This window comes from Helicobacter heilmannii (assembly GCF_001283065.1).
Lineage (GTDB): Bacteria > Campylobacterota > Campylobacteria > Campylobacterales > Helicobacteraceae > Helicobacter > Helicobacter heilmannii.
In genome coordinates this window covers 208,878-235,617 of sequence record NZ_CDMK01000003.1, presented here as the reverse complement: position 1 = coordinate 235,617, position 26,740 = coordinate 208,878, and the positions used below count along the sequence as shown (strand labels likewise).

Annotated in this window: 29 protein-coding genes and 1 tRNA gene; 11 read left to right on the top strand and 19 right to left on the bottom strand. The window is 47.8% G+C overall.

Going from position 1 to position 26,740, the window contains the following annotated elements:
* Window positions 1-44: 44 nt before the first annotated feature.
* Window positions 45-1,634 (top strand): DUF262 domain-containing protein, encoded by a 1,590-nt coding sequence (locus tag AOG36_RS07690; protein ID WP_084815817.1) that lies wholly within the window; start codon window positions 45-47, stop codon window positions 1,632-1,634.
* 9 nt (window positions 1,635-1,643) lie between these two features.
* Window positions 1,644-3,263 carry a tetratricopeptide repeat protein gene (locus tag AOG36_RS07685; protein ID WP_015107431.1) on the top strand — a complete coding sequence of 540 codons (1,620 nt, stop codon included), beginning with the start codon at window positions 1,644-1,646 and terminating at the stop codon, window positions 3,261-3,263.
* Window positions 3,264-3,277: 14 nt separating this feature from the next.
* Here AOG36_RS07685 and AOG36_RS07680 read toward each other — a convergent pair whose 3' ends face one another.
* The 14 genes from AOG36_RS07680 to tatB all read right to left on the bottom strand — a co-directional run bounded on the left by AOG36_RS07680 (window position 3,278) and on the right by tatB (window position 12,721).
* Window positions 3,278-4,099 carry an urease accessory protein UreD gene (locus tag AOG36_RS07680; RefSeq protein ID WP_015107430.1) on the bottom strand — a complete coding sequence of 274 codons (822 nt, stop codon included), beginning with the start codon at window positions 4,097-4,099 and terminating at the stop codon, window positions 3,278-3,280.
* Between the two features lies 1 nt (window position 4,100).
* Window positions 4,101-4,700, bottom strand: a complete 600-nt coding sequence (gene ureG / locus AOG36_RS07675) for an urease accessory protein UreG (RefSeq protein ID WP_015107429.1) — start codon at window positions 4,698-4,700, stop codon at window positions 4,101-4,103.
* A 27-nt stretch (window positions 4,701-4,727) separates the two neighbouring features.
* Complete coding sequence (locus tag AOG36_RS07670; RefSeq protein WP_053825798.1) at window positions 4,728-5,423, bottom strand: urease accessory protein UreF; 696 nt, start codon at window positions 5,421-5,423, stop codon at window positions 4,728-4,730.
* Window positions 5,424-5,430: 7 nt separating this feature from the next.
* On the bottom strand, window positions 5,431-5,952 hold the full coding sequence (locus AOG36_RS07665) for an urease accessory protein UreE (protein WP_015107426.1): 522 nt from the start codon (window positions 5,950-5,952) through the stop codon (window positions 5,431-5,433).
* A gap of 1 nt (window position 5,953) precedes the next feature.
* Entirely contained in the window at window positions 5,954-6,541 is a 588-nt protein-coding gene (locus AOG36_RS07660) for an AmiS/UreI family transporter (RefSeq protein ID WP_015107425.1), read from the bottom strand.
* Window positions 6,542-6,696: 155 nt separating this feature from the next.
* On the bottom strand, window positions 6,697-8,406 hold the full coding sequence (gene ureB / locus AOG36_RS07655) for an urease subunit beta (protein ID WP_015107424.1): 1,710 nt from the start codon (window positions 8,404-8,406) through the stop codon (window positions 6,697-6,699).
* 14 nt (window positions 8,407-8,420) lie between these two features.
* Complete coding sequence (gene ureA / locus AOG36_RS07650; RefSeq protein WP_053825797.1) at window positions 8,421-9,125, bottom strand: urease subunit alpha; 705 nt, start codon at window positions 9,123-9,125, stop codon at window positions 8,421-8,423.
* A gap of 164 nt (window positions 9,126-9,289) precedes the next feature.
* Window positions 9,290-9,377, bottom strand: a tRNA-Ser gene (locus AOG36_RS07645).
* Between the two features lie 39 nt (window positions 9,378-9,416).
* Window positions 9,417-9,800 (bottom strand): hypothetical protein, encoded by a 384-nt coding sequence (locus AOG36_RS07640; RefSeq protein ID WP_015107423.1) that lies wholly within the window; start codon window positions 9,798-9,800, stop codon window positions 9,417-9,419.
* Window positions 9,794-10,006, bottom strand: coding sequence for a PP0621 family protein (locus AOG36_RS07635; protein WP_015107422.1), 213 nt, complete (start codon window positions 10,004-10,006; stop codon window positions 9,794-9,796). Before AOG36_RS07635 ends, AOG36_RS07640 begins: the two co-directional genes overlap by 7 nt.
* The gene (gene rsmG / locus AOG36_RS07630; RefSeq protein WP_015107421.1) at window positions 10,006-10,530 is read right to left on the bottom strand and encodes a 16S rRNA (guanine(527)-N(7))-methyltransferase RsmG; all 525 of its coding nucleotides are present in this window, start codon (window positions 10,528-10,530) and stop codon (window positions 10,006-10,008) included. The genes AOG36_RS07635 and rsmG overlap by 1 nt, the downstream gene beginning before the upstream one ends.
* On the bottom strand, window positions 10,527-11,555 hold the full coding sequence (queA, locus tag AOG36_RS07625; protein ID WP_015107420.1) for a tRNA preQ1(34) S-adenosylmethionine ribosyltransferase-isomerase QueA: 1,029 nt from the start codon (window positions 11,553-11,555) through the stop codon (window positions 10,527-10,529). Before queA ends, rsmG begins: the two co-directional genes overlap by 4 nt.
* Complete coding sequence (gene tatC / locus AOG36_RS07620) at window positions 11,548-12,294, bottom strand: twin-arginine translocase subunit TatC (protein WP_015107419.1); 747 nt, start codon at window positions 12,292-12,294, stop codon at window positions 11,548-11,550. The genes queA and tatC overlap by 8 nt, the downstream gene beginning before the upstream one ends.
* A complete protein-coding gene (gene tatB / locus AOG36_RS07615) occupies window positions 12,287-12,721 on the bottom strand; it encodes a Sec-independent protein translocase protein TatB (RefSeq protein WP_015107418.1) in 435 nt (144 codons plus the stop codon). The genes tatC and tatB overlap by 8 nt, the downstream gene beginning before the upstream one ends.
* 135 nt (window positions 12,722-12,856) lie before the next feature.
* Between tatB and rpoD the strand changes: the two genes are divergently transcribed.
* From rpoD to AOG36_RS07595, 4 genes are all read left to right on the top strand, one after another.
* A complete protein-coding gene (gene rpoD, locus AOG36_RS07610) occupies window positions 12,857-14,755 on the top strand; it encodes an RNA polymerase sigma factor RpoD (RefSeq protein ID WP_015107417.1) in 1,899 nt (632 codons plus the stop codon).
* Window positions 14,752-15,198, top strand: coding sequence for a low molecular weight protein-tyrosine-phosphatase (locus AOG36_RS07605; RefSeq protein ID WP_015107416.1), 447 nt, complete (start codon window positions 14,752-14,754; stop codon window positions 15,196-15,198). Before rpoD ends, AOG36_RS07605 begins: the two co-directional genes overlap by 4 nt.
* Window positions 15,191-16,456, top strand: coding sequence for a C40 family peptidase (locus AOG36_RS07600; RefSeq protein ID WP_053825796.1), 1,266 nt, complete (start codon window positions 15,191-15,193; stop codon window positions 16,454-16,456). The genes AOG36_RS07605 and AOG36_RS07600 overlap by 8 nt, the downstream gene beginning before the upstream one ends.
* Window positions 16,457-16,523: 67 nt before the next feature.
* Window positions 16,524-17,879, top strand: coding sequence for an FAD-dependent oxidoreductase (locus tag AOG36_RS07595; RefSeq protein WP_015107414.1), 1,356 nt, complete (start codon window positions 16,524-16,526; stop codon window positions 17,877-17,879).
* A 7-nt stretch (window positions 17,880-17,886) separates the two neighbouring features.
* Here the strand turns inward: AOG36_RS07595 and AOG36_RS07590 are convergent, their stop codons facing one another.
* The 5 genes from AOG36_RS07590 to AOG36_RS07570 are packed head-to-tail and all read right to left on the bottom strand — an operon-like array spanning window position 17,887 to window position 22,812.
* The gene (locus tag AOG36_RS07590) at window positions 17,887-18,651 is read right to left on the bottom strand and encodes a UDP-N-acetylmuramate dehydrogenase (RefSeq protein ID WP_015107411.1); all 765 of its coding nucleotides are present in this window, start codon (window positions 18,649-18,651) and stop codon (window positions 17,887-17,889) included.
* On the bottom strand, window positions 18,651-18,917 hold the full coding sequence (gene fliQ / locus AOG36_RS07585) for a flagellar biosynthesis protein FliQ (protein WP_015107410.1): 267 nt from the start codon (window positions 18,915-18,917) through the stop codon (window positions 18,651-18,653). The genes AOG36_RS07590 and fliQ overlap by 1 nt, the downstream gene beginning before the upstream one ends.
* A gap of 9 nt (window positions 18,918-18,926) precedes the next feature.
* Window positions 18,927-19,760: a prephenate dehydrogenase gene (locus AOG36_RS07580; protein WP_015107409.1), complete on the bottom strand. Its 834-nt coding sequence runs from the start codon at window positions 19,758-19,760 to the stop codon at window positions 18,927-18,929.
* A complete protein-coding gene (gene lon, locus AOG36_RS07575) occupies window positions 19,760-22,162 on the bottom strand; it encodes an endopeptidase La (RefSeq protein ID WP_015107408.1) in 2,403 nt (800 codons plus the stop codon). The genes AOG36_RS07580 and lon overlap by 1 nt, the downstream gene beginning before the upstream one ends.
* Window positions 22,163-22,170: 8 nt before the next feature.
* A complete protein-coding gene (locus AOG36_RS07570; RefSeq protein WP_015107407.1) occupies window positions 22,171-22,812 on the bottom strand; it encodes an outer membrane protein assembly factor BamD in 642 nt (213 codons plus the stop codon).
* 116 nt (window positions 22,813-22,928) lie between these two features.
* On the opposite strand from AOG36_RS07570, the gene fliW reads away from it, so the two are divergent.
* The 5 genes from fliW (at window position 22,929) to AOG36_RS07545 (ending at window position 26,720) form a co-directional block, all read left to right on the top strand.
* Window positions 22,929-23,336 (top strand): flagellar assembly protein FliW, encoded by a 408-nt coding sequence (gene fliW / locus AOG36_RS07565; protein ID WP_053825794.1) that lies wholly within the window; start codon window positions 22,929-22,931, stop codon window positions 23,334-23,336.
* Window positions 23,326-24,099, top strand: a complete 774-nt coding sequence (locus AOG36_RS07560; protein WP_015107405.1) for a pyrroline-5-carboxylate reductase — start codon at window positions 23,326-23,328, stop codon at window positions 24,097-24,099. The genes fliW and AOG36_RS07560 overlap by 11 nt, the downstream gene beginning before the upstream one ends.
* Window positions 24,100-24,222: 123 nt before the next feature.
* Window positions 24,223-25,398 (top strand): thiolase family protein, encoded by a 1,176-nt coding sequence (locus tag AOG36_RS07555; protein WP_015107404.1) that lies wholly within the window; start codon window positions 24,223-24,225, stop codon window positions 25,396-25,398.
* An 8-nt stretch (window positions 25,399-25,406) separates the two neighbouring features.
* The gene (locus tag AOG36_RS07550; protein ID WP_015107403.1) at window positions 25,407-26,102 is read left to right on the top strand and encodes a CoA transferase subunit A; all 696 of its coding nucleotides are present in this window, start codon (window positions 25,407-25,409) and stop codon (window positions 26,100-26,102) included.
* Window positions 26,103-26,720, top strand: coding sequence for a 3-oxoacid CoA-transferase subunit B (locus AOG36_RS07545; protein ID WP_015107402.1), 618 nt, complete (start codon window positions 26,103-26,105; stop codon window positions 26,718-26,720).
* The last annotated feature ends 20 nt before the right edge of the window (window positions 26,721-26,740 follow it).

Genomic DNA, 26,740 nt, shown 5'->3' with positions numbered 1-26,740 from the left:
AGATAAGAGGGGAGTTTGCGGGGGGGGTGGGTGGTGTGTGAGAGGTGGGGGGGGCACTCCCCGTGTTTTGGGGGGGGGGGGGGGGGGGTGAAAGCACTGATCAAAACCCCTATTTCTTAGGCTCGGTTGTCATTTACCCCATTAAGGATAAAAAGCACATCGTGGATGGGCAACAGCGCACCACGACTTTAATGTTGTTGCTCAAAGCCATGCACGCCAAACTCACGCGTGAAAACAATGGCAAAATGCAACGCTTGTTAGACAACATCGCGTCTTGTCTGTGGGAGATTGACGGGGTTACGGGCGAGCCAAACCCCACTAAGCCCCATTTAATCAGCCACGCCATTAGCGATGACAAGCACCAAGTGTTACAAAACATTTTAGAAAAGGGGCTAGAGCAAGACGAGGAGCAAGACAATTCAAATTACGAGAGAAACTACCGCTACTTTTGCACGCAGTTAGACGAATTTAGTGCAATCCACACCACGACTTTTCACGAGTTTTGTCTGTGTGTGTTGAAATCTTGCATTGTGTTGTCGGTGGAGTGTGGGGGGCAAGATGAAGAAAACAGCCTAGAATACGCCCTAAGGGTTTTTAATACGCTCAATACTAGAGGACTCCCCCTAGTGGATACGGATATTTTTAAAAGCGTGATTTTCTCTTACACAAAGCCCCAAGAAAGGGAGGCGTTTACTGAGCGATGGCAGAATTTAGAACAAGAGTGCAACATTGATTGGCTTTTTAGACTTTGTATGCATGTCTTGCGGGCACGCCATGGGGAGAAAAGCCGAGAAATGGGCTTACGCCCCTTCTTTTTAAACAAACACCGCAATTTGCTTAAAGACGGCTCTATCATGCAAGAAATTGCCACAATGGAGGAGTATTGGTATGGCACGGACGAGCCACGCAAATACAGCCTTAAATCAAATCAGTTTTACAATATCCTTTCCACTCTAGAGAGTGGGTATTGGCAATTTTTAGACGGGGCTTATTACGCCTATTGCTTAGAAAAAGGCAAAGACTATCTAAAAGGGCTGGATGAAGTTTTAATGCGGACATGCGCGCATTTCTTGGTCTATACCATTAGCCGCCACCCCGGGCAGATTAAAAATTTGGTCTATCACGCCTACACCTCCCTTTACAAAACAGGGAGCATAGATTTTGGAGCAGAGAGTCAAGAGCTTTTAAAAAGCGTGGTTTACACTAAAAGGAGTGAACACACTTTCCGCACTTTCTTTGAGGCGGCGCAGACCAAAAGGCTCACTAAAACCCTTGTGGCTCTCAACATGTATTTAAAATACCCCGAGCAACCCACAGGGGTTTGTGAAAAACCCGAGATCGAGCACATTTTCCCCAAAAAATGGCAGACAAATTATGTCAAGCTTAACCAAAAAGAGGCAAACGCTTTAGTCGAATCCATTGGCAATAAAATCTTGTTAGAAAAACCGCTCAACATCAAGGCGAGCAATGGCTACTTTGATGCCAAAAAGAGCAAATACGCTAAGTCGGCATTTTTAGAAGCACAGGATTTAGCCAAACTCCCCCAAAGCGATTGGTTGCCTAACGACATCAAAGCCCGCACGGAGGAGATTTACCAACGCTTGTATGCGTTCTTTAAAGAATACGCCGTTTAAGGAGGCGCGATGATCGAAAGGGTGGCTTTAGGGTTTAAAGAGAGAGAAGAGATTAGCGCATGCCTTCGTGCCTTTGATGAATGTGTCAACAAGGAGGATAACACCCCCATAGAAGACATTGTTAAAAAGTTAAACAAACTCTTAAAAGGGATTGGGTGGGTGTGTGCGTTTGAGAAAACGCCCTTTAAAATTTTAAACCATAAAGGGGTGGCAGAGGAGGTTAGGGGGGTGTTGATTTTTGCCCCCCAAAATCTCTTGCAAGAGGATTTGGCAAATACCAACAAGCTAGAGAGTGCGCATGGCTTTTATGTGTGCTTTGCCCCCTTAAGGCATTGTGAATACCGCTGTTCTTTCATCATCACTTGTGGGGTGCAAAATCTCAAAGAAGCCCAAGATTGCCCTGCCTTTAAAAAACTCTTTGAGGACGACAAAGCCAAATACCACAACAAATACGGCGCGAAATTTCGCTTAGACCACTACGACTACCCCCTTAGTTTGTTAAGGCTGGTGGCGTTGTTTAACGATTTGCCCGTGCAGGATTTTAAAGTGGGGGGTGTGGGCTCTAGGCAAGCCTTCCCTAGAAGGGCAGATGTGCTGTTTTTAAGAGGCACACAAGCACGCCAGAAAAGATACATTAATGAGGCTATAGAGTGCTATGAAAAGAGCGCAAAACTGGGCGATGTGGAGAGTTTCTACGAGCTAGGCAAGCTCTATAGCAATGATATGACGCTACGCTCTTTTAAAGGGTGTCCTAACTTCACCAAAGCCCTAGAATACTTGAAAAAAGCAGGCGACATGGGGGACACGAGGTCTTATGAAATACTCGGGGGGTTTTACCTAAATGGTAAGGGGGTGCCTGTGGATATAAACAAGGGCTTAGAGTATCTTAACAGGGCGGTGGATATGGGCTCTACCAATGCTTGCTTTAGATTAGCTGACTTTTATCTTGAGGATGTCCTGTATAAAGACCCTAAAGAAGCAAAGGATTATTACGACAAAGCCCTTAAAATGTGTCAAACCAAGCTAGAAAAAGCGGATATTTGCTATGCCATTTCTCGGCAATACATGGGGCATAGTGAGGGCATAAATTCTAAGAGTTATCGCAAAAAGGCAATCGCTCACTACAAAAAGGCGGTAACCCTTGCTGAAGAAATCTTTGGCGCAGAGGCTTATTCCCGCTTGGTGTCTGTAGGCTGGGCAGAGCATGACAAGACCCAAATTTTAGAATGGTGTTTAAAAGCCATAGAGCTAGGCAACACACGCCTTTATGGCTATGTGGCACAAAGGTATCTTACGGGCAGTGGGTGCGTTAAGGACGAACAAAAAGCCCTAGAATACCTTAATAAGGCAATAGAGGTTAATGCCAAGGATTACACAGCCCACTTTAATTTAGCCGAGCTGTATTTTGATGGTGGCGAGGTGGTTCAGCAAGACTACGCCAAAGCCCTAGAGCATTACACCATAGCCGCCAATGGGGCGGATTGCGAAGAGCCTTGTTACGATGAGGCTTTGCGTCGATTAAGTAAAATCTATGATAAGGGCTTGGGTGTTACGCCCGACCCACTCAAGGCATTTGAATATCTTAAAAAAGCTTGCGGGATGTGGGATTGGTGGGGGAATGAGGGCTAGCCCCATTAGAGCTTTTACAACCGCCCCAACAACTCTTGGCTAATGCTTTTACGCAAGTTTAAGAGGGGCTCCGAGCCACAAGCAAGAGCTTTAAGACACAAGCCCGTATAGCCTTCAGGCAGCTTAGAGGCTAAGGTGCTTACCCCTGCTTGGCCTTCAAAGCCTTCTAAAAAGCCGAGCAAGCTGTCTTGATCTAGGTGCTTGGTGAAAGCCACGAGGTTTAAATAATGCGTGTAGTTGCCAAACATGCATGGGTTTTTTAAATCAAGCGTGGCCGGCTCTAGCAAGGTGTTATCCACAAACAAGGGGTGCGCGCTGTTTTCTTGCGAATAAGCGATGTGGAGCGTGGAGTGCAAGCGTTTAAAGGCAAAGGCTTCGCCGTGCGCGATGCGTCCGGCGGTGATGATCTCGCTATAAAGCAGTTGGGCGTTTTCGTAAAGCACGATATGGCTGTGGTTTTGAAAATGCGCGTTAGCAAAGGGGATGATGGGCAGGGGGGAGAAGTCTAAAAGCGCGTTTTCTTTGATGGCAATGCGCGTTTCACGGCTTGCATACCCATCCTCAGTGTCTTGCACTTTCTCAAAGCTTTGGCTGGAGAGTTTGAGCTGGCAATCTGGCCCCACTTCGATGTCGATCTCATGCGCGTCCCCTTTTAGCATCCCTGGGCTTACGGCAATCAACATGATCTCGGCTAGGCTGTCTCTGGCGTAAAAGGGGGGCATGAGTTTAAAGGGCGGGGTGAAGTAGTTGTCCGCAATCACACACTTGCCATTCAAGCCCATTTTGGTTTTGAGTTTCAGCCGTGAGGCTTGGGCGTAGCTGGTCTTGTGCTCCATTTTAATCTTCTAGCAAGGCGTATTTTTGAATCCAAGAGATCACACGATCCAAGCCGTCCTTGCTTCGAATGTTGGTGAATAAAAAGGGTTTGTCGCCCCGCATTTTTTTAGAATCACGCTCCATCACGCCCAAATCCGCCCCCACATGCGGGGCTAGGTCAATTTTGTTAATGATGAGTAAATCGGAGCGGGTGATGCCCGGGCCACCTTTTCTGGGGATTTTATCCCCTTCAGCCACATCGATCACAAAGATCGTGAAGTCGGCTAGCTCGGGGTTAAAGGTGGTGGAGAGGTTATCGCCCCCGCTTTCAATAAACATTAATTGGATGTCGGGGAATCGTTGATGCATTTCCTCCACGGCCTCTAGGTTCATGGACGCATCTTCTCTAATAGCAGTGTGCGGACAGCCCCCCGTTTCTACGCCAATGATACGCTCTCTTGGCATGACAGAGTTTTTACACAAAAACTCGGCATCTTCTTTGGTGTAAATGTCGTTCGTGATCACGCCTATGCTGTAATTTTGGCTCATTGCCCTTGTCAGGGCTTCGATCAAAGCCGTTTTTCCACTGCCCACAGGGCCACAAACACCAATTTTTACCATTCTAATCCTTTGTAAAAAGTTTAAGATTTAAGACATATACAGGCGGGAGTATAAATGCTCGTGTTGCATCGCCTTGATATCGTTTTGGATGCTCGCTGCACACAAGAAACTTTCATCTAGGCTTTCTAGAGTGTCTAGCAAGCCACTAAAGGTTTCTTGCAAGGCGAGTAAAATCCTTTGCCCGTCATTTTGGGCTAGGGGGATGGTCTTAACGCAGTTAATCACCATATTCGAGCTTTGGGCGTAAAGGTAGTGCTTTAGAGCGGTCTCTAGGGCAATGTTAAAGCACGCACAAAACACCCCATAGCTGGTGGCGTGTGTGGGCGTGGTGGTGGCTTTAGCATAAGCTCTAAAGAAACGCACAAAGGGCAGGTCTAATTGCAAAATCGTTTTTAAAAAGCGATTGCCTAGCTTTTGATTCGCACTTCTTAGCTCTAGCGGGGGGGTGGCTAGGCACACCTTTTCTTCAATGTCTAAAATATGCCCCAAGTGGGGGTCTTGGCTCTCTAGCCCCTTTAGGGCGTGCTGGTAGCTAAGTTTGAGGCTGAGTAAATCGCTGTATAAAAATTGTGTGCCTAGATTGGCTTTGAGATAATTTAGCGCACTCTCTTTGTCGCAAACTTCTTTGTCTTGGATATAGGTTTCAAGCCCAAAGGAGTGGGTGTAGCTGCCAATGGGAAACATGGCATCGTTGATTTGGAGCAATAAAAAGTCGGTGTGCATGGAAGTCCTATTTTTTAATCACAATCTGTAGGTCGGCACTGTCAAAGAATTTGAGCGGGGCGGGGTTTTCGCTGTGCGGCGATGCGCTCACAGAAATGCGTCTAGAAGCGTCTAATTTGCTTTTTAAAACCGCATGTTTTACGCCCAACTTTTCAAATAAAACTTGTATGGGTTTTTCATATGGGGTTTTAAAACTCAAAGGTTGATCGCCATAGTACAAAGAGGCGTGGCGGTTACCCACTTCATAGCAGATTTGCGCCACTTCGTGCATGTTAGAGGCGTAGGCGTAAAGCACTTGGGTAGGCAAGATATTGATCGCAATGGTGGTGTCGGGGGTTTGGATCAAAATGTCCCCGTCTGCTAGCCCCACTTTAGGGGGGGTTTCTAACTTCATCACCACTTCTTGCCCGCTTCTGGTCTTAAAACGCCCCATGCGCTTTTGGCTATCAAACCATTCAAGGTCGATAAAATCCACCGCCCCTTGCGGGGCTTTGGTATGGAGATTGCCTAGGATAGCCACAGCGCGCATTTTATGCCCAGTGTTGGATAAAGAGCAACCAAGCAGGGATCCAAGCGGTGATGATCCCTTCGATGATCGCAAGCCAAGGCACGAAGTTACCGAGTTTAATTTTAGCCACTTCTTCAATCCAGCCAGTTAACCAGAGCACACCCCAAGCGAGCCAAATGAAAGCCCACCAGTCGCCTTCAGTGATGCCTAGCATTTTGTGATCGTCTAGGACATCGGAGTAGTGAGAAAGAATGGCCGCGGGGATGGTGTTGATGGTTACAAATAAACAATACCAACCATAGGGTTTCCAATCCAAGTTAAAGGTATTGTTGATGGCGGCATAAAGGTAGGTAAAGCCGAATAATAGCCCAGTTGCAGGGCCATAGAAGTTGATCAGGTGGTGCGCCACTTGCTGGATATTCTCTGCCCCTTCAACCATAGGGGTGGCGTGGAAAGTGGAGTAAATGATCGCCACCACATTACATACAATGGAGAGCCCGCCCACAAAGTAGTTCATCACAGCTTTGCTTTTGGGGTCTACGCCTGTGAGCCCACAAACGCCGTTGCTGATCAACACGATCGCAACATACAATAACACAAGTCCTAACATTCCTATCCTTATTGTGAAATAACCAGAGCGTTATCGTTTTATAACGAAAACCCCAAGGAAGCTCCATTATAAAACAATAAAGTAAATCAAACCCCCCCTAAACGACAAAAGCCCCGCTAAAAAGCAGGGCAAAAACCTCCCCCCTTGTATCGGCACTAGAATAGGTTGTAGAGTTGTGCCAAGCTCAATTTGTCTGCAGCTTGGGATGTAACTTCGTTGCCATCCACTTTAACTTTGTAGGTTTCAGGGTTGACTTCGATGTGTGCAGTCACATCGTTGAACTTAAGGTCTTTTTTGGTGATGTTGCGGCAGTTTTTCACAGGCAACACAACTCTTTGCAAGCCCAACTCGTGTTTAATGCCGTTTTCATAAGCCACTTGAGACACGAAAGTGATGTTGGTGTCAAATTTGGCTTTGCCGTGGTGGCCGAACATTTCGCGGTAGTACACGGGTTGGGGAGTGGGGATAGAAGCGTTGGCATCGCCCATTTGAGAAAGCGCGATGAAACCGCCTTTGATGATCATGTTGGGTTTAATGCCAAAGAACGCAGGGCTCCAAAGCACAAGGTCCGCGTATTTGCCCACTTCTACAGAGCCAACATATTCAGAAATGCCGTGGGTGATGGCGGGGTTGATGGTGTATTTGGAAATGTAGCGTTTGATGCGGAAATTGTCGTTGTCGCCTTTTTCTTCAGGCAAGCGGCCAAATTCTTTTTTGTTTTTGTCCGCTGTTTGCCAAGTACGGGTGATCACTTCGCCCACACGCCCCATGGCTTGAGAGTCGGAGCTGGTGATGGAGAAAATCCCCATGTCGTGGAGTTTGTCTTCCGCCGCAATGGTTTGGGGGCGGATGCGAGAGTCGGCAAATTCCACATCTTCTTTGATGTTTTTATCCAAGTGGTGGCACACCATCAACATGTCCATGTGTTCGGCTTCTGTGTTTTTGGTGAAAGGGATGGTGGGGTTGGTGGAAGCAGGAAGGATGTTAAATTCGCCCGCCATTTTGATCACATCGGGAGCGTGTCCGCCACCAGCACCTTCGGTGTGGAAGGTGTGGATGGTGCGTCCAGCGATGGCTTCTAGGGTGTCTTCCACACAGCCGGCTTCATTCAAGGTGTCGGTGTGGATCGCCACTTGCACATCGTATTTGTCAGCGATGTTTAGAGCGTGGTTGATGGCTGAGGGTGTGCTGCCCCAGTCTTCGTGGATTTTAAAGCCAATCGCGCCGGCTTCTAGCTGGTCAATGAGAGCAGGTTCAAAAGACACATTCCCTTTACCAAGGTAGCCAAGGTTCATGGCATACTCTTCAGAAGCGCGGAGCATTTCTTTTAAGTTCCAGCGGCCGGGAGTGATGGTGGTGGCGTTGGTGCCATCTGCAGGTCCAGTCCCGCCCCCGATCATGGTGGTGATTCCGCTAGCAAAGGCAGTAGGGATTTGTTGAGGAGAAATGAAGTGGATGTGTGTGTCGATCCCACCGGCGGTAACAATCAAACCTTCAGCAGCGAGAGCTTCCGTAGCAGGTCCTACGCAGAGCCTGTTGCAAACGCCATCTTGTAGGTCTTTGTTGCCGGCTTTGCCAATCCCGTGGATTTTGCCGTTTTTAATGCCAATGTCGGCTTTGTAAATGCCGGTGTAGTCCACGATCAAAGCGTTGGTGATCACAAGGTCAAGTTCGTGGCTACTGGGGCTGTTGGTTTGTCCCATACCATCGCGGATGGTTTTACCGCCCCCGAATTTGATTTCTTCGCCATAGGTGGTGTAGTCGTGTTCGACTTCTAGGATTAGGTCAGTGTCGCCTAGTCTCACTTTATCGCCCGTAGTGGGGCCATACATGGAAACATATTCTTTTCTAGAAATTTTTTTCATCGGTCTTCCTTTCCTTATTTATGGTCGCAACCGCAGTTGATGGTGCCAAAGCCATGTTCTTTAGCGCGTTTTACAGCAAGCTTTTTGCCATCGTGATCGGCTTGTCGATCCACTAGGGAGTTGAAGCCGTAGATGCGTTGGTTGCCGCCAATTTGGATCAAATCCACTGTTTTTTCTTCACCAGGTTCAAAGCGCACGGCTGTACCAGAGGCAATGTCCAAGCGTTTACCATAGGCTTTTTCACGATCGAAGTCGAGCAGTTTGTTGACTTCGAAGAAGTGGAAGTGTGAACCCACTTGCACGGGGCGATCGCCTTTGTTTTTCACTTTGAGCTGGATGGCGTGTTTGCCAGCATTGAGGGTGATGTCTTCGTTTTTGAGAATCACTTCACCAGGAGAAAGTTTGTCATTGCCAGCTTCTACTGGGGTGTGGATGGTTACAAGCTTAGTCCCATCGGGAAAGCCTGCTTCAATCCCCACTTCGTGGATCATATGCGCCACGCCGGGCATCACATCATCAGCCTTAAGTAAAGTCCTGCCTTCTTGCATCAAATCTGCCACGCTTTTTTTACCGGCGCGGGCTTCTTCCATCACATGCGCGCTGATCAAGGCCACGGCTTCGGTGTAGTTCAACTTAATGCCTTTGGCTTTGCGTTGTTTGGCTAGTTCGCCCGCATAATGGAGCATCAATTTATCCAGCTCTTTAGGGGTAAGCTTCATCCTAAACTCCTCGTATAAAATGGTGTTATTGAATAGCACAAGCTACCAACGAGGCAGATTTTAGTATTTTTTGACTAATGGTTGTTAATATTTTGTTATCCAAGGATAATATTACTTATCCTTTGTTAATCTTATTCACAAAAAAGATAGAAATTAGGGAAAAATGGCGGAGAGAAAGGGATTCGAACCCTTGAAGGCTTGCACCTTACACGCGTTCCAGGCGTGCTCCTTCAACCACTCGGACATCTCTCCAAGAAAAGCGACCATTCTAGCACATTTTGCCTAAAAAACCTAAAGCCCCAAAAACGCCCTAAACACCACTCCATCCATTCTTATTTTCAAAGCCTGCTCGATCTGTATGTGGCTATCTATCACCCACAATATCCGCGCATCGCTCAAATAATCGTCCGCCAAATTTTGATAAGTCTTGGGCTCTTCTTCTACCAAAATATAGCTTGGCTTGAAATTGCTCATTAAAGCCCACTCCAAAGGACTAGCCACAGACACGGCATATTTCACCCCATTTTGGCTACAATGCGCGGACAATTCAAAAGCGTTTTTGTCTGTGGCATGAAAATACACGATGGCACTTGCCAAGCTCTGGGCAACTTGGGCGATTTCTTGAAGGCGCACAAAGGGACTTGTGGGAATTTGTGGGTGTCCAAAAACTAGCATGGCCCCTCCTTTAAGCACGCTTGGGAACAATAGACGCGATCTCTGGCATACACCGCCTCTTGGCTGGTGACATAGGTTTTACAATGGGCGCACTCGAGCATGTCAAGTCCTGCGCCCGGATCGCTCTTGGGTGGGGTGGCTTTAACCTTAGGCCTTAGCCATAAAAACAGCCCCACCACAACCGCTAACAATAAAAATAGGCGCATCAATCTCCCTTGCGGTAAAAATACACCCGCTTGCCATAGGTGAAACACTCTTCGGGCAAACAAGCGATCTCTTGGCTTAAATGACTCCCCTTGTAAAAGAGAAAATGCCCCCCTTTTGCTAAAAAAGGCGCGCTTAAATTTAACAGCTCTTGGGCCGGCATCAGTGCCCTAGATGTGATTAAATCCACCTTTAAAGTGGGCAACTCTTGCAAGCGCAGGCGTTTTAAAAGCACATTGTCTAAACTTAGGCTCACCTTTAAATGGTGTAAAAACGCCATTTTTTTAGCATTGGGCTCGAGCAAAATAAAGCGGGCATTAGGGCAGGCTAGGCTTAGCGGAATAGCCGGAAAGCCTGCCCCGCTGCCAACATCTAAGCAGCTTTGAAAGGGGGCGATAAAGTCCAAAACCTGCAAGCTATCTTGTATGTTGCGCTCAATGTCTTGGTGGCTTTTGCCCCCGCTTAGATTATGCACCCCGCCCCACTCTAAAAGCAAGTTGGCAAATAAGTCTAATTTGGGATTCATAAAATCAACATCCCATCTCCATAGGAATAAAAACGGTAGTGGTGTTCTATGGCGATTTTGTAGAGTTCTAGACATTTGTCTAACCCCACCATAGAGGCGACCAGCATGATTAAAGTCGATTCGGGCAAATGAAAATTTGTCAGCAAAGCACTCGCATGTTTGACCGGATTGCCCGGGTGCAAAAAGAGGTTGCAGGGTTTAGAGCCAAAGCCCCTTTTATAATGTTCAGTGGCTCTTAAAGCGGTGGTGCCCACACATAAAATATAGTGGGCTTCATCTAAAGCTTTGCCCGCCTTAAAAGAAACCTCTACAAATTCAGTGTGCATGGGGTGCTCTCGAATGTCCTTGCTCTCCACGCTTAAAAAAGTCCCCGCCCCCACATGCAGGGTGATAAACACATGTTGAAAATTCCTTAATAGATAGTTCTTAGCACTTTCTGAAAAGTGCAAAGAGGCGGTGGGCGCGGCAATCGCCCCTAGATTTTTGGCAAACACGCTTTGGTAGTCCTGTGTGTCTTGGCTTGTGTCGGGGCGTTTTAGATAGGGCGGGATAGGCATGTGCCCTAGGTACTCTAACATATGAAGCACTTTAGCCCACTCTAAAATTCGCCCTTCGTGTTTAAATGCAAGCACCCTTAAGCCATCTTGGCGCACTTCTAACACCTCACACGAATAACCCTGGTCCAGCTCTAAAATGAGCCCAGGGCGCACCCGCCCGCGCATTTGGGCTAAACACGCCGTGGGGCTTAGGGCGTGGTGGAGTAAAATTTCTACTTGGCGTTTGTTAGGCGTATTTGCAAAGAGCCGCGCCTTCATCACTTTGGTGTCGTTTAACACCACTAGGGCGTGTTTAGGAAAAAAGTCAAAGATTTCTTGAAAAGTGGCGTGGGTGAGTTTGTTGCTTGAGCGTTCATAGACCATCAATTTCGCACTTTCTTTAGGCTGGATAGGGTGCGTGGCGATCAAATGCTCTGGTAAGTCATAAGCGTAGCTTGTGCGGTTAAACTCTTTGGGAATACTAGGCATCGGGGGCTTCTTTGGGCGCGTTATCGGAGGTTTCTTCTGGGGCTTCTTTGGGGGCTGGATTGACCATTTTAGCGATTAAAATAGAAAGACCATAGAGCCCGATTAAAGGCAGTGCCATTAAAACTTGGCTCATCACATCGGGAGGGGTGATGATCGCCGCGACTATGAAGATCGCCACAATGGCATATTTAAAATGGGCTTTAAGCGTGGCATCGGTGATCAGCCCCACTTTGGCCAAGAAAAACGCCAACACAGGCAACTCGAAGGCCAAACCAAAGCCTAAAATCAGGCGGGTAAAAAAGCTCACATAGCTGGAGGCTGAAATGTTTGCCTCAAACATCGCCGCCCCAAAGTTTGCCAAGTAGTGCATCACAAAGGGGAAGACTACGAAGTAAGAAAAGCACGCCCCCGCCGCAAACATCACGCTCCCAAAGAACACGAAGGGCAGGACAACCTTTTTTTCATTTTTATACAGTCCGGGGGCGATAAAGAGCCACGCTTGCCAAAAGATTACGGGCATGGACACGGCGATGGCGGTTAAAAAGCTCACCTTGATCGCCACCATCACCCCCTCAATGGGCGAGATTTGGATCAGTTTGCCGTGATAAGACGCTTTGATCCATGCAAAAATCTCTTGCCAAAAACTAAAACACAGCGCAAAAGCGAGCACCAACACCAACACCGAGATCAAAAGGCGTTTGCGTAAATCTTCTAAATGCGGTTTTAAATCTTCAAGCATCGGGGGAGCTTTTGGGGGGTTTTTCTAGACTTACTTTAGGTTTTTCTACTTTCTCTATCTCTAGTTTCTCTATCTCTAGCTCTGGGGTATTTAGACTCTCCAAAGGGTTGCTCTTAGCAAGGCTTTTCACACTCTCTTGCAAGTCTTGCACTTCAGGCATTTGGGGGATATTCTCTAACTCTTGCTTTAAATCCCCGAGGGGCTTGGCTTGTTGTTTAAAGAGCTCTTGGTATTCGAGGGCTTCCCTCTTTAGCTCCTCAATATGGATTTCTTTATCTAAGCTCTCCTTGGCATCGCTTAAGCTCTTTTTCACCGCCCTAAAAAAGCGGGCTAAATCTAACATGGCCTGCGGGAATTTATCCGGCCCTAAAAAAATGATGGCGACCACCACGATCACCACCAACTCAAAAAATCCCATCCCAAACATGGCTTGACCCTACCTAAGTAAAAACCCCATTATAGCACAAGCAATTTTTAACCTTTTATGCGTTTATAAGCCATATTTTGCTATAAAGGCCACTTCTGCATGCCATAGGTTAAATGATATATAAGCGAGGACACCATGGAGAACAAGGACAACAAGGCCTCAAAACCCGCAAAAACCGTTGCAAAACAGCCCACCGCCCAAGAGGAGCTAGAGCAGCTTTTTAAAGAAGAGCAGCCCAGTGTGTCTTATGGGCGCATCATCGACATTTTACAAAAAGTCCCCAGCACTTCACAGATCAAAAAGCTCAAAGAGTGGGCAGTCAAATACGATAAAACCTTCATCCACTCCTCTGAGTACGCCCACACTTCTCTATCGTCTTTGGAGCGCAAGACAGCCCGTAAAAAAAACAAGCCCATTGAGGAAGAACCCGAGGAGAGTTTAGACTTTAAAGAGAAAGAGTTGCCCGAGTGGTCCCGAAGCGACAGCCCCGTGCGTATGTATTTACGCGAAATGGGTGAAATCCCCCTTTTGAGCAAAGAAGAAGAGGTGCATTTAAGCAAGCAAATCAAGCTTGGCGAAAATATTATTTTAGACGCAATTTGCTCCGTGCCCTATCTCATCGACTTCATTTACAACTACAAGGATGCTTTGATCAACCGCGAAAGACGGGTCAAGGAGCTGTTCAGAAACTTTGACGATGAGGGGAGCATGCCCAAAAAGGACGAAGAGGGTGAAATGGAGGAGAGTGAGAGCGAGGAAGAGGACAATCCCGAGGTGAAAAGAAATGTGTCCGAGAAGGATAAAAAACGGGTAGAAAAAGTCCTTGAGAGCTTTAAAGCCTTGAGCAAGGCGAAAAAAGACTGGCTCAAATTTTTAAACACCCCCAAAGAGGAGCAAGAAGATTCGCTTTTGCACGAATTGACCCTAGCCTACAAATGCCGTGTTTTAAAAGAAAAACTCTATGATCTAGGCCCCACTAGTAAGCTCATCAGCGAGTTGGTCAAAGCCATGGAAACTTCGCTTAAAAGCGGGGATGGTTTTGAAAAAGAGCTCAAACGTCTAGAGTACAAGTTGTCTTTATTCAACGAGGCATTGGTGGAGAACCACAGGAATATTTTAAAGAACATCACCACCATGAGCCGCGATGAGATTTTGGCGATGGTACCCGAGCCCACCATGGTGAGTGTCTATATGGAGATCAAAAAACTCTTTCAGACCAAGGAGGCGAGCGAGGACGGCTTTAATTTAGAGCCCACCAAGCTCAAAGAGATTTTAAACCAAATTAAACGGGGCAAGCTCATCTCAGATAAAGCCAAAAACAAAATGGCGCGCTCCAACCTGCGCTTGGTGGTAAGCATTGCCAAACGCTATACTTCTAGAGGACTGCCCTTCTTAGACTTGATCCAAGAGGGCAACATCGGGTTGATGAAAGCGGTGGATAAGTTTGAGCATGAGAAAAATTACAAATTCTCCACCTACGCCACTTGGTGGATCAAGCAAGCGATCAGCCGTGCCATCGCCGATCAAGCCCGCACGATCCGTATCCCCATCCATATGATCGATACAATCAACCGTATCAATAAAGTCATGCGCAAACACATGCAAGAAAATGGCAAAGAGCCGGATTTGGACTTAGTAGCTAAGGAAGTGGGCTTGCCCCTAGATAAAGTGAAAAATGTCATTAAGATCACCAAAGAGCCCATCAGTTTAGAGTCGCCCGTGGGCAATGACGACGACGGCAAATTTGGGGACTTTGTGGAGGATCGCAATGTGGTGGGCTCAATGGATCACATCATGCGTGAAGACCTGAAAGCCCAAATTGATGGCGTTTTAGACCAGCTTAATGAGCGCGAAAAATCCGTGATCCGCATGCGTTTTGGACTCTTAGAGGATGAGAGCGACCGCACACTTGAAGAGATCGGTAAAGAGCTCAATGTGACGCGCGAAAGGGTGCGCCAAATTGAGAGCAGTGCAATCAAAAAGCTAAGAAGTCCGCAATACGGGCGTTTGCTACGAAGCTACTTGCGCATATGAGCCTTTTGTTTCTGTGCTTAGGCAACATTTGCCGCTCCATGCTCGCGCGGGGGATCGCCACCGACATCATCAACAAGCGGGGACTTAATTTGATCGTGGATGGGGCGGGCATTTCAAATTACCACGAGGGCGAGCAAGCCCACCCGCCCATTATCGCCCTCGCCAAAAGGCATGGCATTGATTTAACTCTTTTTGCAAGTAAGCCCATCACCCAAGAGCTCGCCAACAAGTTTGACTGCATTGTGGCGATGGATGAGAGCAATGTCAAGGCACTTAAAGACCTAGGCATCTCCCATCCACATGTTTGCAAACTCGGGGATTTTGGCTTACAAAGGGTAGACATCCCCGATCCTTACACCTATACAGACCCAAAGGACTTTGAAAAGGTTTATGCTCTGATCGAGCTGGGGGTACAAAACCTCCTAGATGGTTTGCATGTGTAAGGCATTATTTACCCTATTAGCCCTTTTATCCTTTGTGCACGCCACCCCCAAAAGTTTGCTAGGCTTGCCCCAAGAGGCGCGCCACTACCTGCCCCACCACACCCTGCCCATCCCATCACGAGCCAAATTGAAAAAATCCTACCTAAAGCAGTGGTACGCCCCGTGGGTGGACATGCAGGTGATGGACGATTTAAACAAGGTTTTTTGGATGCAAGACACTCTAGGCAAGGTAGGCTATGACAAAGACGCACAGCCCTACAGCCTAGAAAAATTGCAAGAAATTTTAAAAGACATGGACATGCCCCATTATCCAAGTGTGGGGCTTAGGGCAATCGTGATCGCCGATGCCAATGTGCGCGCTGTGCCCAGCGATGCGCCTTACTACTTTAAAGACGGGCAGCCCTTTGATCGCTGGCAAAACTCCATGATTTTTGCGGGTACTCCTGTTTTAATCACCCATTACAATAGGGCCAAGACTTATGCCCACATCCAAAGCTCCTTTGTGTTCGGCTGGGTGCGTCTAGACAAGCTTGCCGCCATAAGCTCCAAACAAATGAAAACCTTTTTGCATTTTAGGCACTATTTAACCCCCACCAAGGATAAAATCCCTTTGGTTAATGGGGCTGTGGCACACATGGGCGAGATTTTTATCAAAGTCCCTCACCACCACCAAATCTACACCTATGGTAAGGATGCAAAGGGCTTTGCAAGGCTCATCCCCACTCCCCTGCACTCTCTCCACTTCACCCCCTTTCCCCGCCCCTTCACCCAAAGAGCGATGGCGGTGGTGATCGACACCATGCTAGGTCAACCCTATGGCTGGGGCGGGGCCCAGCAAAAGCGCGACTGCTCGGCATTCACTAGAGATAGCTTTGCCAGCTTTGGGATACTCTTGCCCCGTAACTCTCTGGCCCAAGTGCGCTATGCGAACAACATGGTGGATTTAAGCCACCTGTCCCCGCGCAAAAAAGAAGCCTACATCATCAAGTACGCCACCCCCTTTGCCACGATTTTATGGCTCAAAGGGCACATCATGCTCTACTTGGGTGCAAAGCACCATAGGGCGATTGTGGCGCATAATGTGTGGTCTGTGCTGGTGTCTAAGGACAACGCTTACGACATCAAAAAAACGGCAATCACGACCTTAGATATCGGCTACGGGCACTCTAAACACCCTCCCGTCTTTTCGCTCTTGGCGCGGATTTTAGGGATGTCGGATCTCTACCACTATGCGTTTAAGCTACCCAACAATTTTTAAGGGATTAAAGGTTTTCATATGTAAATGTGCTAAAATCGCCCTTTATTGCTCATAACAAAGGACAAGAATGAACCATGAGTTTGATGTGGCGATCATCGGGGGCGGGGTGTCTGGCTGTGCTGCCTTTTGGGTGCTTAGCCAGTACACCGACCTTAAGAGAATCGCCATTATAGATAAAAAGGACGCGTTGGCCAAAGTGAGTTCCAGTGCAAAAGCCAACTCCCAAACCATCCATGATGGCTCGATTGAAACCAACTACACCGCCCAAAAGGCGCGCAAGGTTAAGCTGTCTGCCGACAAGGTGCGTCGCTATGCGTTCAATAAGGGCTTACAAAACAAGGCGATCTTTGAGTGTCAAAAAATGGCGATCGGCGTGGGTGATGTGGAATGCGCCTTCATCACCCAAAGACATGAAGAGTTCCAAGAAATCTATCCCGGGCTTACTTTCTTTGATAAGAAAAAGGTCAAAGAGATCGAACCGCAAGTGATCTTAGAGGACCACGGGCTAGAGCGCCCTGAAAATATCGTGGGTAGCGGGTTTGAAAAAGATTGGTGCGCAATGAATTACGCCCTACTTAGTGAAAACTTTGTAGAAGAAGCAATGGCAATCAAGCCCAATAATAAAGTTTTTTTAAACTTCCATGTGGAAACCATTGAAAAAAGGCTGGGCGACTGGGCGTTGATCTCCGATGAAACCGATGAGATTTACGCTAAATATATTTTGGTCAATGCTGGCTCCTACGCCCTGCCCCTAGCGCAATCGCTAGGCTATGGCTTGGATTTGGGCTGTATGCCTGTGGCGGGCAGTTTTTACTTTGTACCCGACTTATTGCGTGGCAAGGTCTACACCGTGCAAAACCCCAAACTGCCCTTTGCCGCGCTGCATGGCGACCCCGATGTGGTGATCAAAGGGCGCACACGCATCGGGCCCACTGCCCTAGCCATGCCCAAACTCGAGCGCAATAAAAAACTGCTCAAGGGTTTGAGCTGGGAGCTGTTGAAAATGGACTTCAACACGGATGTGTTGAACATCGTCTTTGATCTCTTTGTCGAGCGGGATATCCGCAACTATGTCTTTAAAAACATGGTTTTTGAAGTCCCCTACATCGGCAAACGAAAGTTCTTAAAAGATGCGCGTAAAATCATCCCCTCCTTGTCTCTCACCGATCTGCACTACGCCCATGGCTTTGGGGAAGTGCGTCCGCAGGTGTTGGACCGCACCAAAAGAAAGCTCGTTCTAGGCGAAAAACGGATCAAAACCAACCAGGGCATCACTTTTAACATGACCCCCTCCCCCGGGGCAACCAGCTGTTTACAAAACGCCCTAATCGATGCTCAAGACATCGCTAAATACTTGGGCGTGGATTTTGCGCTCGAGCATTTTTATGAAGACCTATCCCCCGAAGAGCTAGATACGCTCTAGGGTAGAACTAGCGATAGATACAGACCTCTTCTTCTAAGGCGATACCGAAGGCGTTAAACACCCGCTCTTTGGCCAGAGTGATGAGCCTTAGTGCTTCTTCAAAACGCCCGTTCCCAAGGTTGATCAAAAAATTGGCATGCAATGGGCTAAAGCCCACCCCCCCCAAATTAAAGCCCTTAAGTCCCACTGCCTCTAAGAGTCGCCCGGCAAAATCTCCCACAGGGTTTTTAAAGCAACTGCCAAAACTGGGCTTCTTGGGGTGGCAACGCATGTGTGCACATTCTTGCAAAACGCCCGGTCTAAAACCCTTATGTTTTTTCAAGCGGGCTTTAAACACCACGCCTTGAATCTTGCTAGTGCGGTAAGCAAAGCCCAAATCCTTAGTCTCCACCCACTCCCCATTGATGTTCAACGCCTCGATGACCTCTTTCATCTCATAGGCCTTCATGCCCGCGTTCATTTTTACCAAACCGCCCACACTGCCGGGCAGTGCGCCCAAGAACTCTAGCCCTTGTAGATCGTGGCTTTTGTAATAACTAAAGAGCCTTTGAGCACTTGTCCTTGCTCCCACTTCTAAATGTGTGCCTAAGTCGGTGATGTAATCAAAATGTTTAGACAAGATGGCTAGATTCTCGGCACTTGGGGCGACTAGAAGATTGTTTGCCAAGCCCACCATCTGCACGCTAGCATAGGGGGCGCAAGTTTCAAGCACCTGCACCTGAACCACCCCACCGATCTTCACGCTGGAGTAGCGGGCAAAGTCGATCAACACTAGGAGATCACCTTTGGGATGAGCTTAAAGAGCGTGTGGGTGTAGTCTAAGAGCATGTTAAGCATCCATGGCATGGTAAAGATGATCACCGCGATCACGGCTAAAATCTTAGGCACAAAAGATAAAGTCATTTCATTGATTTGGGTCGTGGCTTGAAAAATGCTCACCACCAAGCCCACCACCAAGCCCACCAAAAGCACGGGCAAAGAGATCATCAAGGTGATTTTATAAGTTTCAATGGCAAGTTTCATCAGTTGTGCCTCCATGAGACCCCCTTATATAAATTCTTGTAGTTGATTTGCACGCCCCATCCACGCCTCTAACGCCTCCCAATCCTCATTTTCAAGCAAGCCCTGCACAGCCCCCATTTCCTCTAAGAACGCCCCCATCGCCTTTAACACCTGCTCTTTGTTCTGCTTAAACACACTGCGCCACATCACCGGCGAGCTTTTAGAAAGGCGGCTCATGTCTTTAAAACCCCCAGCAGCTAAAGATAAAATCGTCTGCGGGCTTTTTTGCGAGAGCACGACATTGGCCAAAGCGTAGCTGATGGCGTGAGGTAGGTGGCTCACAAAGGCGATGTGCGCATCGTGGTTTGGCGCGTCCATTTTCACCAATTGCATGCCAATTGCGCTAAAAATTTCTTTTGCCCTCTCGACATGTTCGGGCGCGCTCCTGTCGCAATCCACAAAGATCACGATTTTGTGTTGGTAAAGCCCTTTAAGGGCGGCTTTGGGGCCATAAAACTCCGTTCCACACATGGGGTGTGTGGCGATGACTTGGGGGCGTAGGCTTAAGGGGATGGCATTGATGATCTGCTCTTTGGCGGAGCCGATCTCGATAATGGTGGTTTGCAAGCTGGGCTTGAAGATTTGTAAAATATTCACAATGCCATCGAGCGGAGTTGCCAAGAACACCACGGCGCAATCTTGCAGGGCAAAGAGCTCCACGCACTCCTCCACAAGCCCTAAGCTGAGTGCCATTTGGGCGTGCAAGGGGTTACTATCACAACCTAAAATGCGTTTGATGCCTAAATTTTGGCGCACCTCTTGCAAAGCGAGTCCCAAGGACCCGCCCATAAGGCCTAGTCCGACAATGCCTACTTGCATTAGGGTACCAACGCCACGCCGAGCACATCCTCGATCGTCTGTACGGCTTTGATCTCCATGTGCTCTTGCACTTCTTTGGGGATGTCTTTTAAATCCCGTTGGTAATTCTTTTCGGGGATTAAAGCGGTTTTAATGCCCGCCTTAAAACTGGCAATTAACTTTTCTTTAAGTCCGCCGATGGGCAAGACCCGACCACTTAAAGTCAACTCGCCCGTCATCGCCACATCACTGCGTACCTTTTTTTCACATAGGATAGACGCGATGCTGGTCGCCATCGTGATCCCGGCACTGGGTCCGTCCTTGGGCGTGGCCCCTTCTGGAACATGCAAATGGATGTCGTAGAGATTGTAGATCTTCTCTTTCTCTTTATCCTTCTCTTTGGAGCGTTTTTTCTTGGTTACCAGCACCTCTTCATCTAACAGGGTTTTAACCACCGAGTGGGCGATTTGTGCAGACTCCTTCATCACCTCACCCAAAGAGCCGGTGAGCTTTAAATTCCCCTTGCCTTTGATTTTCACCGATTCGATTTTCAGCACATCGCCGCCCACGCTCGTCCACGCCAAACCATTGACAATGCCTAGCGCATCTTCTTTATCCACAGGGTCGATCTCAAATACGATTTTTTCTAAAAAGTCAGGGATTTTCTCGGGGGTGATTGTGGTTTTACGGTTGCGTTTCCTGCCCTCCTCTTGGTTGTTAACAATGTTTTTAGCGCATTTACGCATGATTGTGGCAATCGTGCGCCTTAAGCCCCGAACCCCAGCCTCTCTAGTGTATTTCTCTATAATGAGCTGTACCGCCTCATGGGTGAAGACCACCTCGCTAGGCTTTAGGGCGTGTTTTTTGAGCTCTTGGGGGATCAAGTAGTTAATCGCGATCTGTTCCTTCTCCTGGGGGGTGTAGCTGGACACGCCGATGAACTCCATGCGATCTCTTAGGGGCGGAGGGATTGTTGAAATGTCGTTGGCTGTGGCGATGAAGATGATTTTAGAGAGGTCAATGTTAAAGTTGGTGTAATAGTCCCTAAAGCTGGTATTTTGCTCAGGGTCTAAAATTTCTAAAAGCGCGCTGGCCGGATCTCCTCGCATGCTTTTATCCACCTTATCGATCTCATCAAGCACCATTACACAGTCCATTTTTTTCGCCTCAATGAGGCCCTGCACAATGCGCCCTGGCATGGAGCCCAAGTAGGTACGCCTATGCCCCCTTAGCTCGTTGACATCCTCTAGCCCACCTAAAGCGATCCTTACAAGAGGACGTTCGATGGCCTTAGCGATAGAGTTAGCTAAACTGGTTTTACCCACCCCGGGGGGGCCATAAAAGCATAAAATCGTACCCTTGATTTCTTTATTTTCTTGCTTGCGCAGGCGCATCAGCTCCATTGTGGCAAAATACTCCACAATGCGTTCTTTGGGTTTTTCTAGGCTGTAGTGGTCGGCGTTGAGCTGTTTCTCCACATCTTTGATAGAGAGTTTTTTATCGCTGTACTGCCCAAAGGGGATGTCGAGCACCCACTCAATGTAGTTTTGCAAAATCCCCACATCCGAACTGTCTTGGTGCACGCGGCTAAGCCGTTCGATCTGCTTTTTGATCTCCTTATGTACTTCTTTAGTGATGAAGGGCTCAATGGTGCTCAGTCTTTGGGTGTACTCTTGAATCTCCTCGTCTTTTTGCTTGTCGATGCCCAGCTCTTTTTGGATTTGTCTGAGCTGCTCTTTTAAGAAGTACTCCTTATTCACCTGCTCCATTTTGCTATGCACCTTGCTCTTAATCTCTTTTTGGAGCTTTTGGGTTTTGATTTCCTCCATGACCAAATCAATCAGCCCAAGCAACCTCTCTTCGGTGTCATTGCTTGCAAAAAGGGTGTAAGACTGGTCCTTTTTTAGGCGCAAGGCAGAGGCGACCAAGTCCACAACACGGTTAGGGTCGGTGTTGTCCTCAATGGCTTTGAGCAAATCGGGAGGGAAAAACTGACTGATGTTGGCTAGATTGCCGACTTTTTCTTTAAGAATATCGATGATGGCATTGATTTTTTCGGTGCTGTAGTCTTTATAGGTGATGACATCCACCATCGCCTCCAAAGGGTCGGTGGATTCGATGTTTAAAATCCTCCCCTTGCAAATGCCCTGAAAAAGGATTTTCATGCGGTTGTCTGGCAGGACCACCTTACGTACAATCGAGCCGATCACCCCCACATCGTAAAACTTGTCCTTATCCACCACGCCACCCGTTTCTCCCTTAGAACAACTCACAAAGATCAAGTCGTTGCGCTCTTGGGTGGCTTTGTTGATCGCCTTGATATTAGCTTCGCTGTTAATAAAAATGGGGGCGATCATGAAGGGGTACATGAAGGTTTCTTCTTCTACGATCACAGGTACAACACTTGGAAACTTGTCTGTCATTTTATCCCTTACCAGTTAAAGATAGCTACATACCAAGGCATGTAGGATTTTTTAGGGTGGGTTTCCTTCTCTAAAACCTCATCCACCCGCTCTAAATAACGCTTTACCCCCTCTTTTTGGTGGCGTTTCCTGTAAACATTAGCGATCGCCCGGTTTAACTCATTTTGCCCCAAAATGAACTTAACTTGCATATACTCCACTTGGTTTAAAAAGCGGCTGTTGGGGTATTTGTCTACAAAGTCGTTGAGCATGCCGATCGTGTTAGACATGAACTCTTGGTCCTTGCTGTGATTTTTAAAGGCATAGTAGCGGGATTGCAACTTCATGAACTTCAAATAGTCAATGTTGTCTTGATTGCCAAAGCGTTTGATATACTCATCGAAGTAGTATTCCGCCAACACAAATTCCTTCTTTTTCAAATGGGCTTGCCCTAAAGCCAACATGGCATCGGGCACCAAGGGCGAGTTGATGTGCTCGCTTTGCAATGATGAATAATAATTGTCTGCAGTTTCTAGGTTTAAGAACAAAATCTCACGCAAAATCCCTTGATACCAAAAAATCGCCGGCCGGTTATAAATAGACTCCTTCGTCTTCTTAGCACACCCAAAAAATAGAGCTAAAACCACAGCTGAGAGTAAAACTACACGCATCCTGATCCTTAAAGCTAAAGCCACCATTATACCAAAACCCCAAATTAATTGAATTGATTTTTTGGAGCAGTTTTAGTAAAATCGAGCTCTTAAGTTACACAAATTCAAGGGTTGGTATGGTTTTTAGTGTAAAATCCCCCATTTTGGGGTTTGAAGAAGTCTCTCAAATGGACTTGGAGAAAATTGATGAAGTGTTTATGCGCCTAAGAAACGCCGATGCTCACACGCCCACCTTCACTTTGGTAAACCCCTTTGCCCTGCGCTCCTATGAATTTGAAATCCCTATAGCTTTGCAAACGCTCTTAAACCTAGACCAAGCCCAGAACATTTTAATCGCCAACATTATGGTGATCCAAAGCCCCCTAAAAGAATCCACCATCAATTTTCTAGCCCCTTTGGTCTTTAACTTCGACCACAAACTCATGGCGCAAGTGATTTTAGACAGCGCAAAATACCCCCAATACCAAATCTCTGAAAAAATTTCTAGCTTCTACCAAGAAAGGCAACCCGTCCATGACAAGTAAAATCTTATTCATCGGCTATGGCCAAATCACTCGAGCGATCTTAAAAGGCATGCAAGGTGTGTTGGCGGGGCGATCTATCAGCATTGCGGGCAAGGACCCAAGTAAAATCACCCCCTTTTTGAAGCAAGAAGGGCTAGAGTTTATTAATCTGCGAGCCTGCGATCAAAACATCGACATCACCGATAGCATCGTCTTTCTCACCCTAAAGCCCCACGCCCTAAGTGCCTTCACCTACACCGGGCAAGCCAATGCTATCTTGAGTGCACTTGCGGGCGTGTCTATTGAGATTTTAAAAGCCCATTTGCAAGCCCCCCATTTTGTGCGCTTCATGCCCAATGTTGCTGCTTTTTTAGGGCTCTCAGCCACAACCTACTACAGCCCCACCCTAGCCCCTAAGGAATGCATAGAACTGCTCGCCAGCTTTGGCACAGCCGTGCCCGTGGATCAAGAAGAGTTGATCGACGCTTCCATGGTGACCAATGGGAGTACGCTCGCCTTTTTAAGCCTCTTTACCCAAGCCCTGATCGACTCCGGTGTGCGGGCAGGCTTAAAGCACACCCAAGCTAAAAAACTCATCAGCCAAAGCTTTAAAGGCTTTAATGCCCTGCTTGCCACCCAAAGCCCCCAAGAGATTAGCCAAAACATCTGCACCCCCGCGGGCGCAACTATTGAGGGCTTAAGCGTGCTTGAAGAAAAGGGGGTTAGGGGGGCAATCATGCAAGCCTGCCACGCCACCGCAAAGCACTACAAATCCAAATCCTAACCCCCTCTATCTGTTACAAAATGTAAACGCTTATGCCTTTTTTGAGCGCAACTTTGTCTTTTGTTAGCGTAACGCCGACTTTTTGTGTGCGATAATGCCCCCACAACAACACGAGGAGCAAACATGCACGAAGTCCATATTTACAGTGCCAAACGCACCCCCATTGGGTCTTTTAACGGCACTCTCTCTAGTGTTCCTGCCACAAAGTTGGGGGCTTTGGCAGCTGAGCAGGCCTTGCTTGCAAGTGGATTTGATGCCAGCTTTGTAGATAGTTGCATTGTCGGCAATGTACTTAGCAGTGGGTTAAAACAAGCTCCCGCTAGACAAGTCGCCCTAGGGGCGAATTTGCCTAAGTCCATCGCCTGTTGGCTAGTCAATGAGGCTTGCGGGTCGAGCTTGAGGGCGGTGATGCTCGGGGCAAATGAGATCGCTTTAGGGCGTAGCCGGGTGTCTATGGTGGGGGGCATGGAGAACATGAGCCTTGCCCCGCATTTGCTCATGAAAAGCCGGGCGGGCTTTAAAATGGGCGACACTGCCTTGGAGGATAGTATGCTTAAAGACGGCTTGCAAGATGCCTACAAAAAGGCACGCATGGGCGACTTTGCTGAAAATTACGCCCGTTTAAACCACCTAAGCCGGGCAGAACAAGACAGCTTTGCCAAAGCCAGCTATGAAAAAGCCCTTAGGGCCATTGAAAACCACGCCTTTAAACCCGAGATGTTCAGCGTGTCCATGCGCGGGCGCACAGATGAGATCGTGGTGAGCGCGGATGAAGAGCCCACTAGAGTTAATTTTGACAAGGGCTTGAAGCTCAAACCCGTCTTTGATCCCGAGGGCACCATCACCGCCTTTAACTCCAGTAAGATCAGCGATGGGGCGAGCATGCTCGTGCTAGGCTCTGCCAACCTATCTAAAGAAACCTCCACTAAAGCCCTAGCCAAGATCGTGGATTACACATCCTTTAGCCACGACCCCCACTTATTTACCGCTGCGCCCGCTCCCGCCATTAGAAAGCTTTTAAAAAACAACAATAAACAAATCGGCGACATTGATCTCTATGAGATCAGCGAGGCGTTTGCGGTAGTGGGGATTTTGACCCAAAAAGATTTGGGCCTTAAGGACAGCCAAATCAATGTCAATGGGGGGGCGATCGCTTTAGGCCACCCTATTGGCACCAGCGGGGCTAGGATTTTAACGACTTTGGTGCATGCCCTACATTTTTACGATAAACATTTGGGCGTGGCGTGTTTGTGTGTGGGCGGGGGCGAGGCATTGGCAATCCTTGTTGAGCGCCTGTAAGGCCACCTGTGGATAAAGTCGTAAAAAGCATAGAGGAGGCGATTGCGGGCGTGCAAGATGGCATGACCATCATGTTCGGAGGCTTTGGGTTGTGTGGCATTCCTGAAAACGCCATTTTAGCCCTGAGCCATAGCGGGGTGAAAAACATCACCTGCATTTCCAACAACCCCGGGGTAGATGATTTCGGCTTGGGGCTTCTCATCAATAATAAACAAATTACAAAGATGATCGCCAGCTATGTGGGGGAAAACGCCGCCTTCGAGCAGCAATTTTTAGCCGGCGAGATCGATGTGGAATTTAACCCACAAGGCACTCTAGCCGAGCGCATTAGAGCTGGAGGGGCTGGCATTCCGGGCTTTTACACCCCCACAGGAGTGGGCACCATCATTGCAGAGGGTAAGGAGCATAAGGAATTTGAGGGACGCACTTATATTTTAGAGAGAGCCCTTAGAGCAGATTTTGCCTTTATCAAGGCCCAAAAAGCTGACACTTATGGCAATTTAATTTTTAATAAAACCGCCATGAATTTTAATCCTATGATGGCCAAAGCGGCTAAAGTTACCGTTGTGGAGGTAGAAGAGGTCGTAGAGCTGGGCGCACTCGATCCTAATTTTATCCATGTCCCCGGGGTGTATGTGGATCGCATTTTCAAGGGGTGTTTTGAAAAGCGTATCGAACAGCTGACACTAAAAAAGGGAGAGTGAATGGATTACAATGGTATGGGCTGGAGCCGCGAGCAGATGGCTCAAAAGGCAGTAGAGGATATTAAAGATGGATACTCCATCAACTTAGGCATTGGTATCCCCACTCTAGTAGCCGACTTCATCCCCAAGAATATACAGGTCATGTTGCAGAGCGAAAACGGCCTCTTGGGCATGGGACCCTTTCCAACCAAAGAGCAGGTGGATGCGGATTTGATCAATGCGGGCAAGCAGACCATCACCGCTAGTGTGGGGGCGAGTTATTTTAGCTCGGCCGAGAGCTTTGCGATGATTAGAGGGAGGCACATCGATTTAACGATCTTGGGGGCGATGGAGGTTTCTGCTCAAGGGGACTTGGCCAGCTGGATGGTGCCGGGTAAATTGGTCAAAGGTATGGGGGGGGCTATGGATCTGGTGGCCAGTGCCAAAAAGGTGATTGTGATCATGCAACACACCGATAAAAAGGGAAATTTGAAACTGGTTAAGGAGTGTAGCTTACCGCTCACAGGACCCAAGTGTGTCTCAAAAGTCATCACCAATTTAGGGGTGTTTGTCATCCAAGAAGGCAAGTTTGTACCCCTAGAGTTAGCCCCTGGGGTGTCTAACCCCCCTCTGCCTTAGAGTTTAAGCACCAAATCAAC

Bases quoted from the DNA above. Each gene is read 5' to 3' on its own strand.
- AOG36_RS07680 (WP_015107430.1), bottom strand. From the start codon at position 4,099: ATGGAGCACAAGACCAGCTACGCCCAAGCCTCACGGCTGAAACTCAAA.
- AOG36_RS07660 (WP_015107425.1), bottom strand. From the start codon at position 6,541: ATGTTAGGACTTGTGTTATTGTATGTTGCGATCGTGTTGATCAGCAAC.
- AOG36_RS07545 (WP_015107402.1), top strand. From the start codon at position 26,103: ATGGATTACAATGGTATGGGCTGGAGCCGCGAGCAGATGGCTCAAAAG.
- ureA (WP_053825797.1), bottom strand. From the start codon at position 9,125: ATGAAGCTTACCCCTAAAGAGCTGGATAAATTGATGCTCCATTATGCG.
- AOG36_RS07640 (WP_015107423.1), bottom strand. From the start codon at position 9,800: ATGCTAGTTTTTGGACACCCACAAATTCCCACAAGTCCCTTTGTGCGC.
- AOG36_RS07685 (WP_015107431.1), top strand. From the start codon at position 1,644: ATGATCGAAAGGGTGGCTTTAGGGTTTAAAGAGAGAGAAGAGATTAGC.
- AOG36_RS07555 (WP_015107404.1), top strand. From the start codon at position 24,223: ATGCACGAAGTCCATATTTACAGTGCCAAACGCACCCCCATTGGGTCT.
- AOG36_RS07580 (WP_015107409.1), bottom strand. From the start codon at position 19,760: ATGCAAGTAGGCATTGTCGGACTAGGCCTTATGGGCGGGTCCTTGGGA.
- tatB (WP_015107418.1), bottom strand. From the start codon at position 12,721: ATGTTTGGGATGGGATTTTTTGAGTTGGTGGTGATCGTGGTGGTCGCC.
- AOG36_RS07600 (WP_053825796.1), top strand. From the start codon at position 15,191: ATGTGTAAGGCATTATTTACCCTATTAGCCCTTTTATCCTTTGTGCAC.
- AOG36_RS07670 (WP_053825798.1), bottom strand. From the start codon at position 5,423: ATGCACACCGACTTTTTATTGCTCCAAATCAACGATGCCATGTTTCCC.
- AOG36_RS07570 (WP_015107407.1), bottom strand. From the start codon at position 22,812: ATGCGTGTAGTTTTACTCTCAGCTGTGGTTTTAGCTCTATTTTTTGGG.
- AOG36_RS07665 (WP_015107426.1), bottom strand. From the start codon at position 5,952: ATGCGCGCTGTGGCTATCCTAGGCAATCTCCATACCAAAGCCCCGCAA.
- AOG36_RS07560 (WP_015107405.1), top strand. From the start codon at position 23,326: ATGACAAGTAAAATCTTATTCATCGGCTATGGCCAAATCACTCGAGCG.
- rsmG (WP_015107421.1), bottom strand. From the start codon at position 10,530: ATGAATCCCAAATTAGACTTATTTGCCAACTTGCTTTTAGAGTGGGGC.
- ureG (WP_015107429.1), bottom strand. From the start codon at position 4,700: ATGGTAAAAATTGGTGTTTGTGGCCCTGTGGGCAGTGGAAAAACGGCT.
- ureB (WP_015107424.1), bottom strand. From the start codon at position 8,406: ATGAAAAAAATTTCTAGAAAAGAATATGTTTCCATGTATGGCCCCACT.
- rpoD (WP_015107417.1), top strand. From the start codon at position 12,857: ATGGAGAACAAGGACAACAAGGCCTCAAAACCCGCAAAAACCGTTGCA.
- queA (WP_015107420.1), bottom strand. From the start codon at position 11,555: ATGCCTAGTATTCCCAAAGAGTTTAACCGCACAAGCTACGCTTATGAC.
- AOG36_RS07605 (WP_015107416.1), top strand. From the start codon at position 14,752: ATGAGCCTTTTGTTTCTGTGCTTAGGCAACATTTGCCGCTCCATGCTC.
- AOG36_RS07635 (WP_015107422.1), bottom strand. From the start codon at position 10,006: ATGCGCCTATTTTTATTGTTAGCGGTTGTGGTGGGGCTGTTTTTATGG.
- tatC (WP_015107419.1), bottom strand. From the start codon at position 12,294: ATGCTTGAAGATTTAAAACCGCATTTAGAAGATTTACGCAAACGCCTT.
- AOG36_RS07595 (WP_015107414.1), top strand. From the start codon at position 16,524: ATGAACCATGAGTTTGATGTGGCGATCATCGGGGGCGGGGTGTCTGGC.
- fliW (WP_053825794.1), top strand. From the start codon at position 22,929: ATGGTTTTTAGTGTAAAATCCCCCATTTTGGGGTTTGAAGAAGTCTCT.
- fliQ (WP_015107410.1), bottom strand. From the start codon at position 18,917: ATGGAGGCACAACTGATGAAACTTGCCATTGAAACTTATAAAATCACC.
- lon (WP_015107408.1), bottom strand. From the start codon at position 22,162: ATGACAGACAAGTTTCCAAGTGTTGTACCTGTGATCGTAGAAGAAGAA.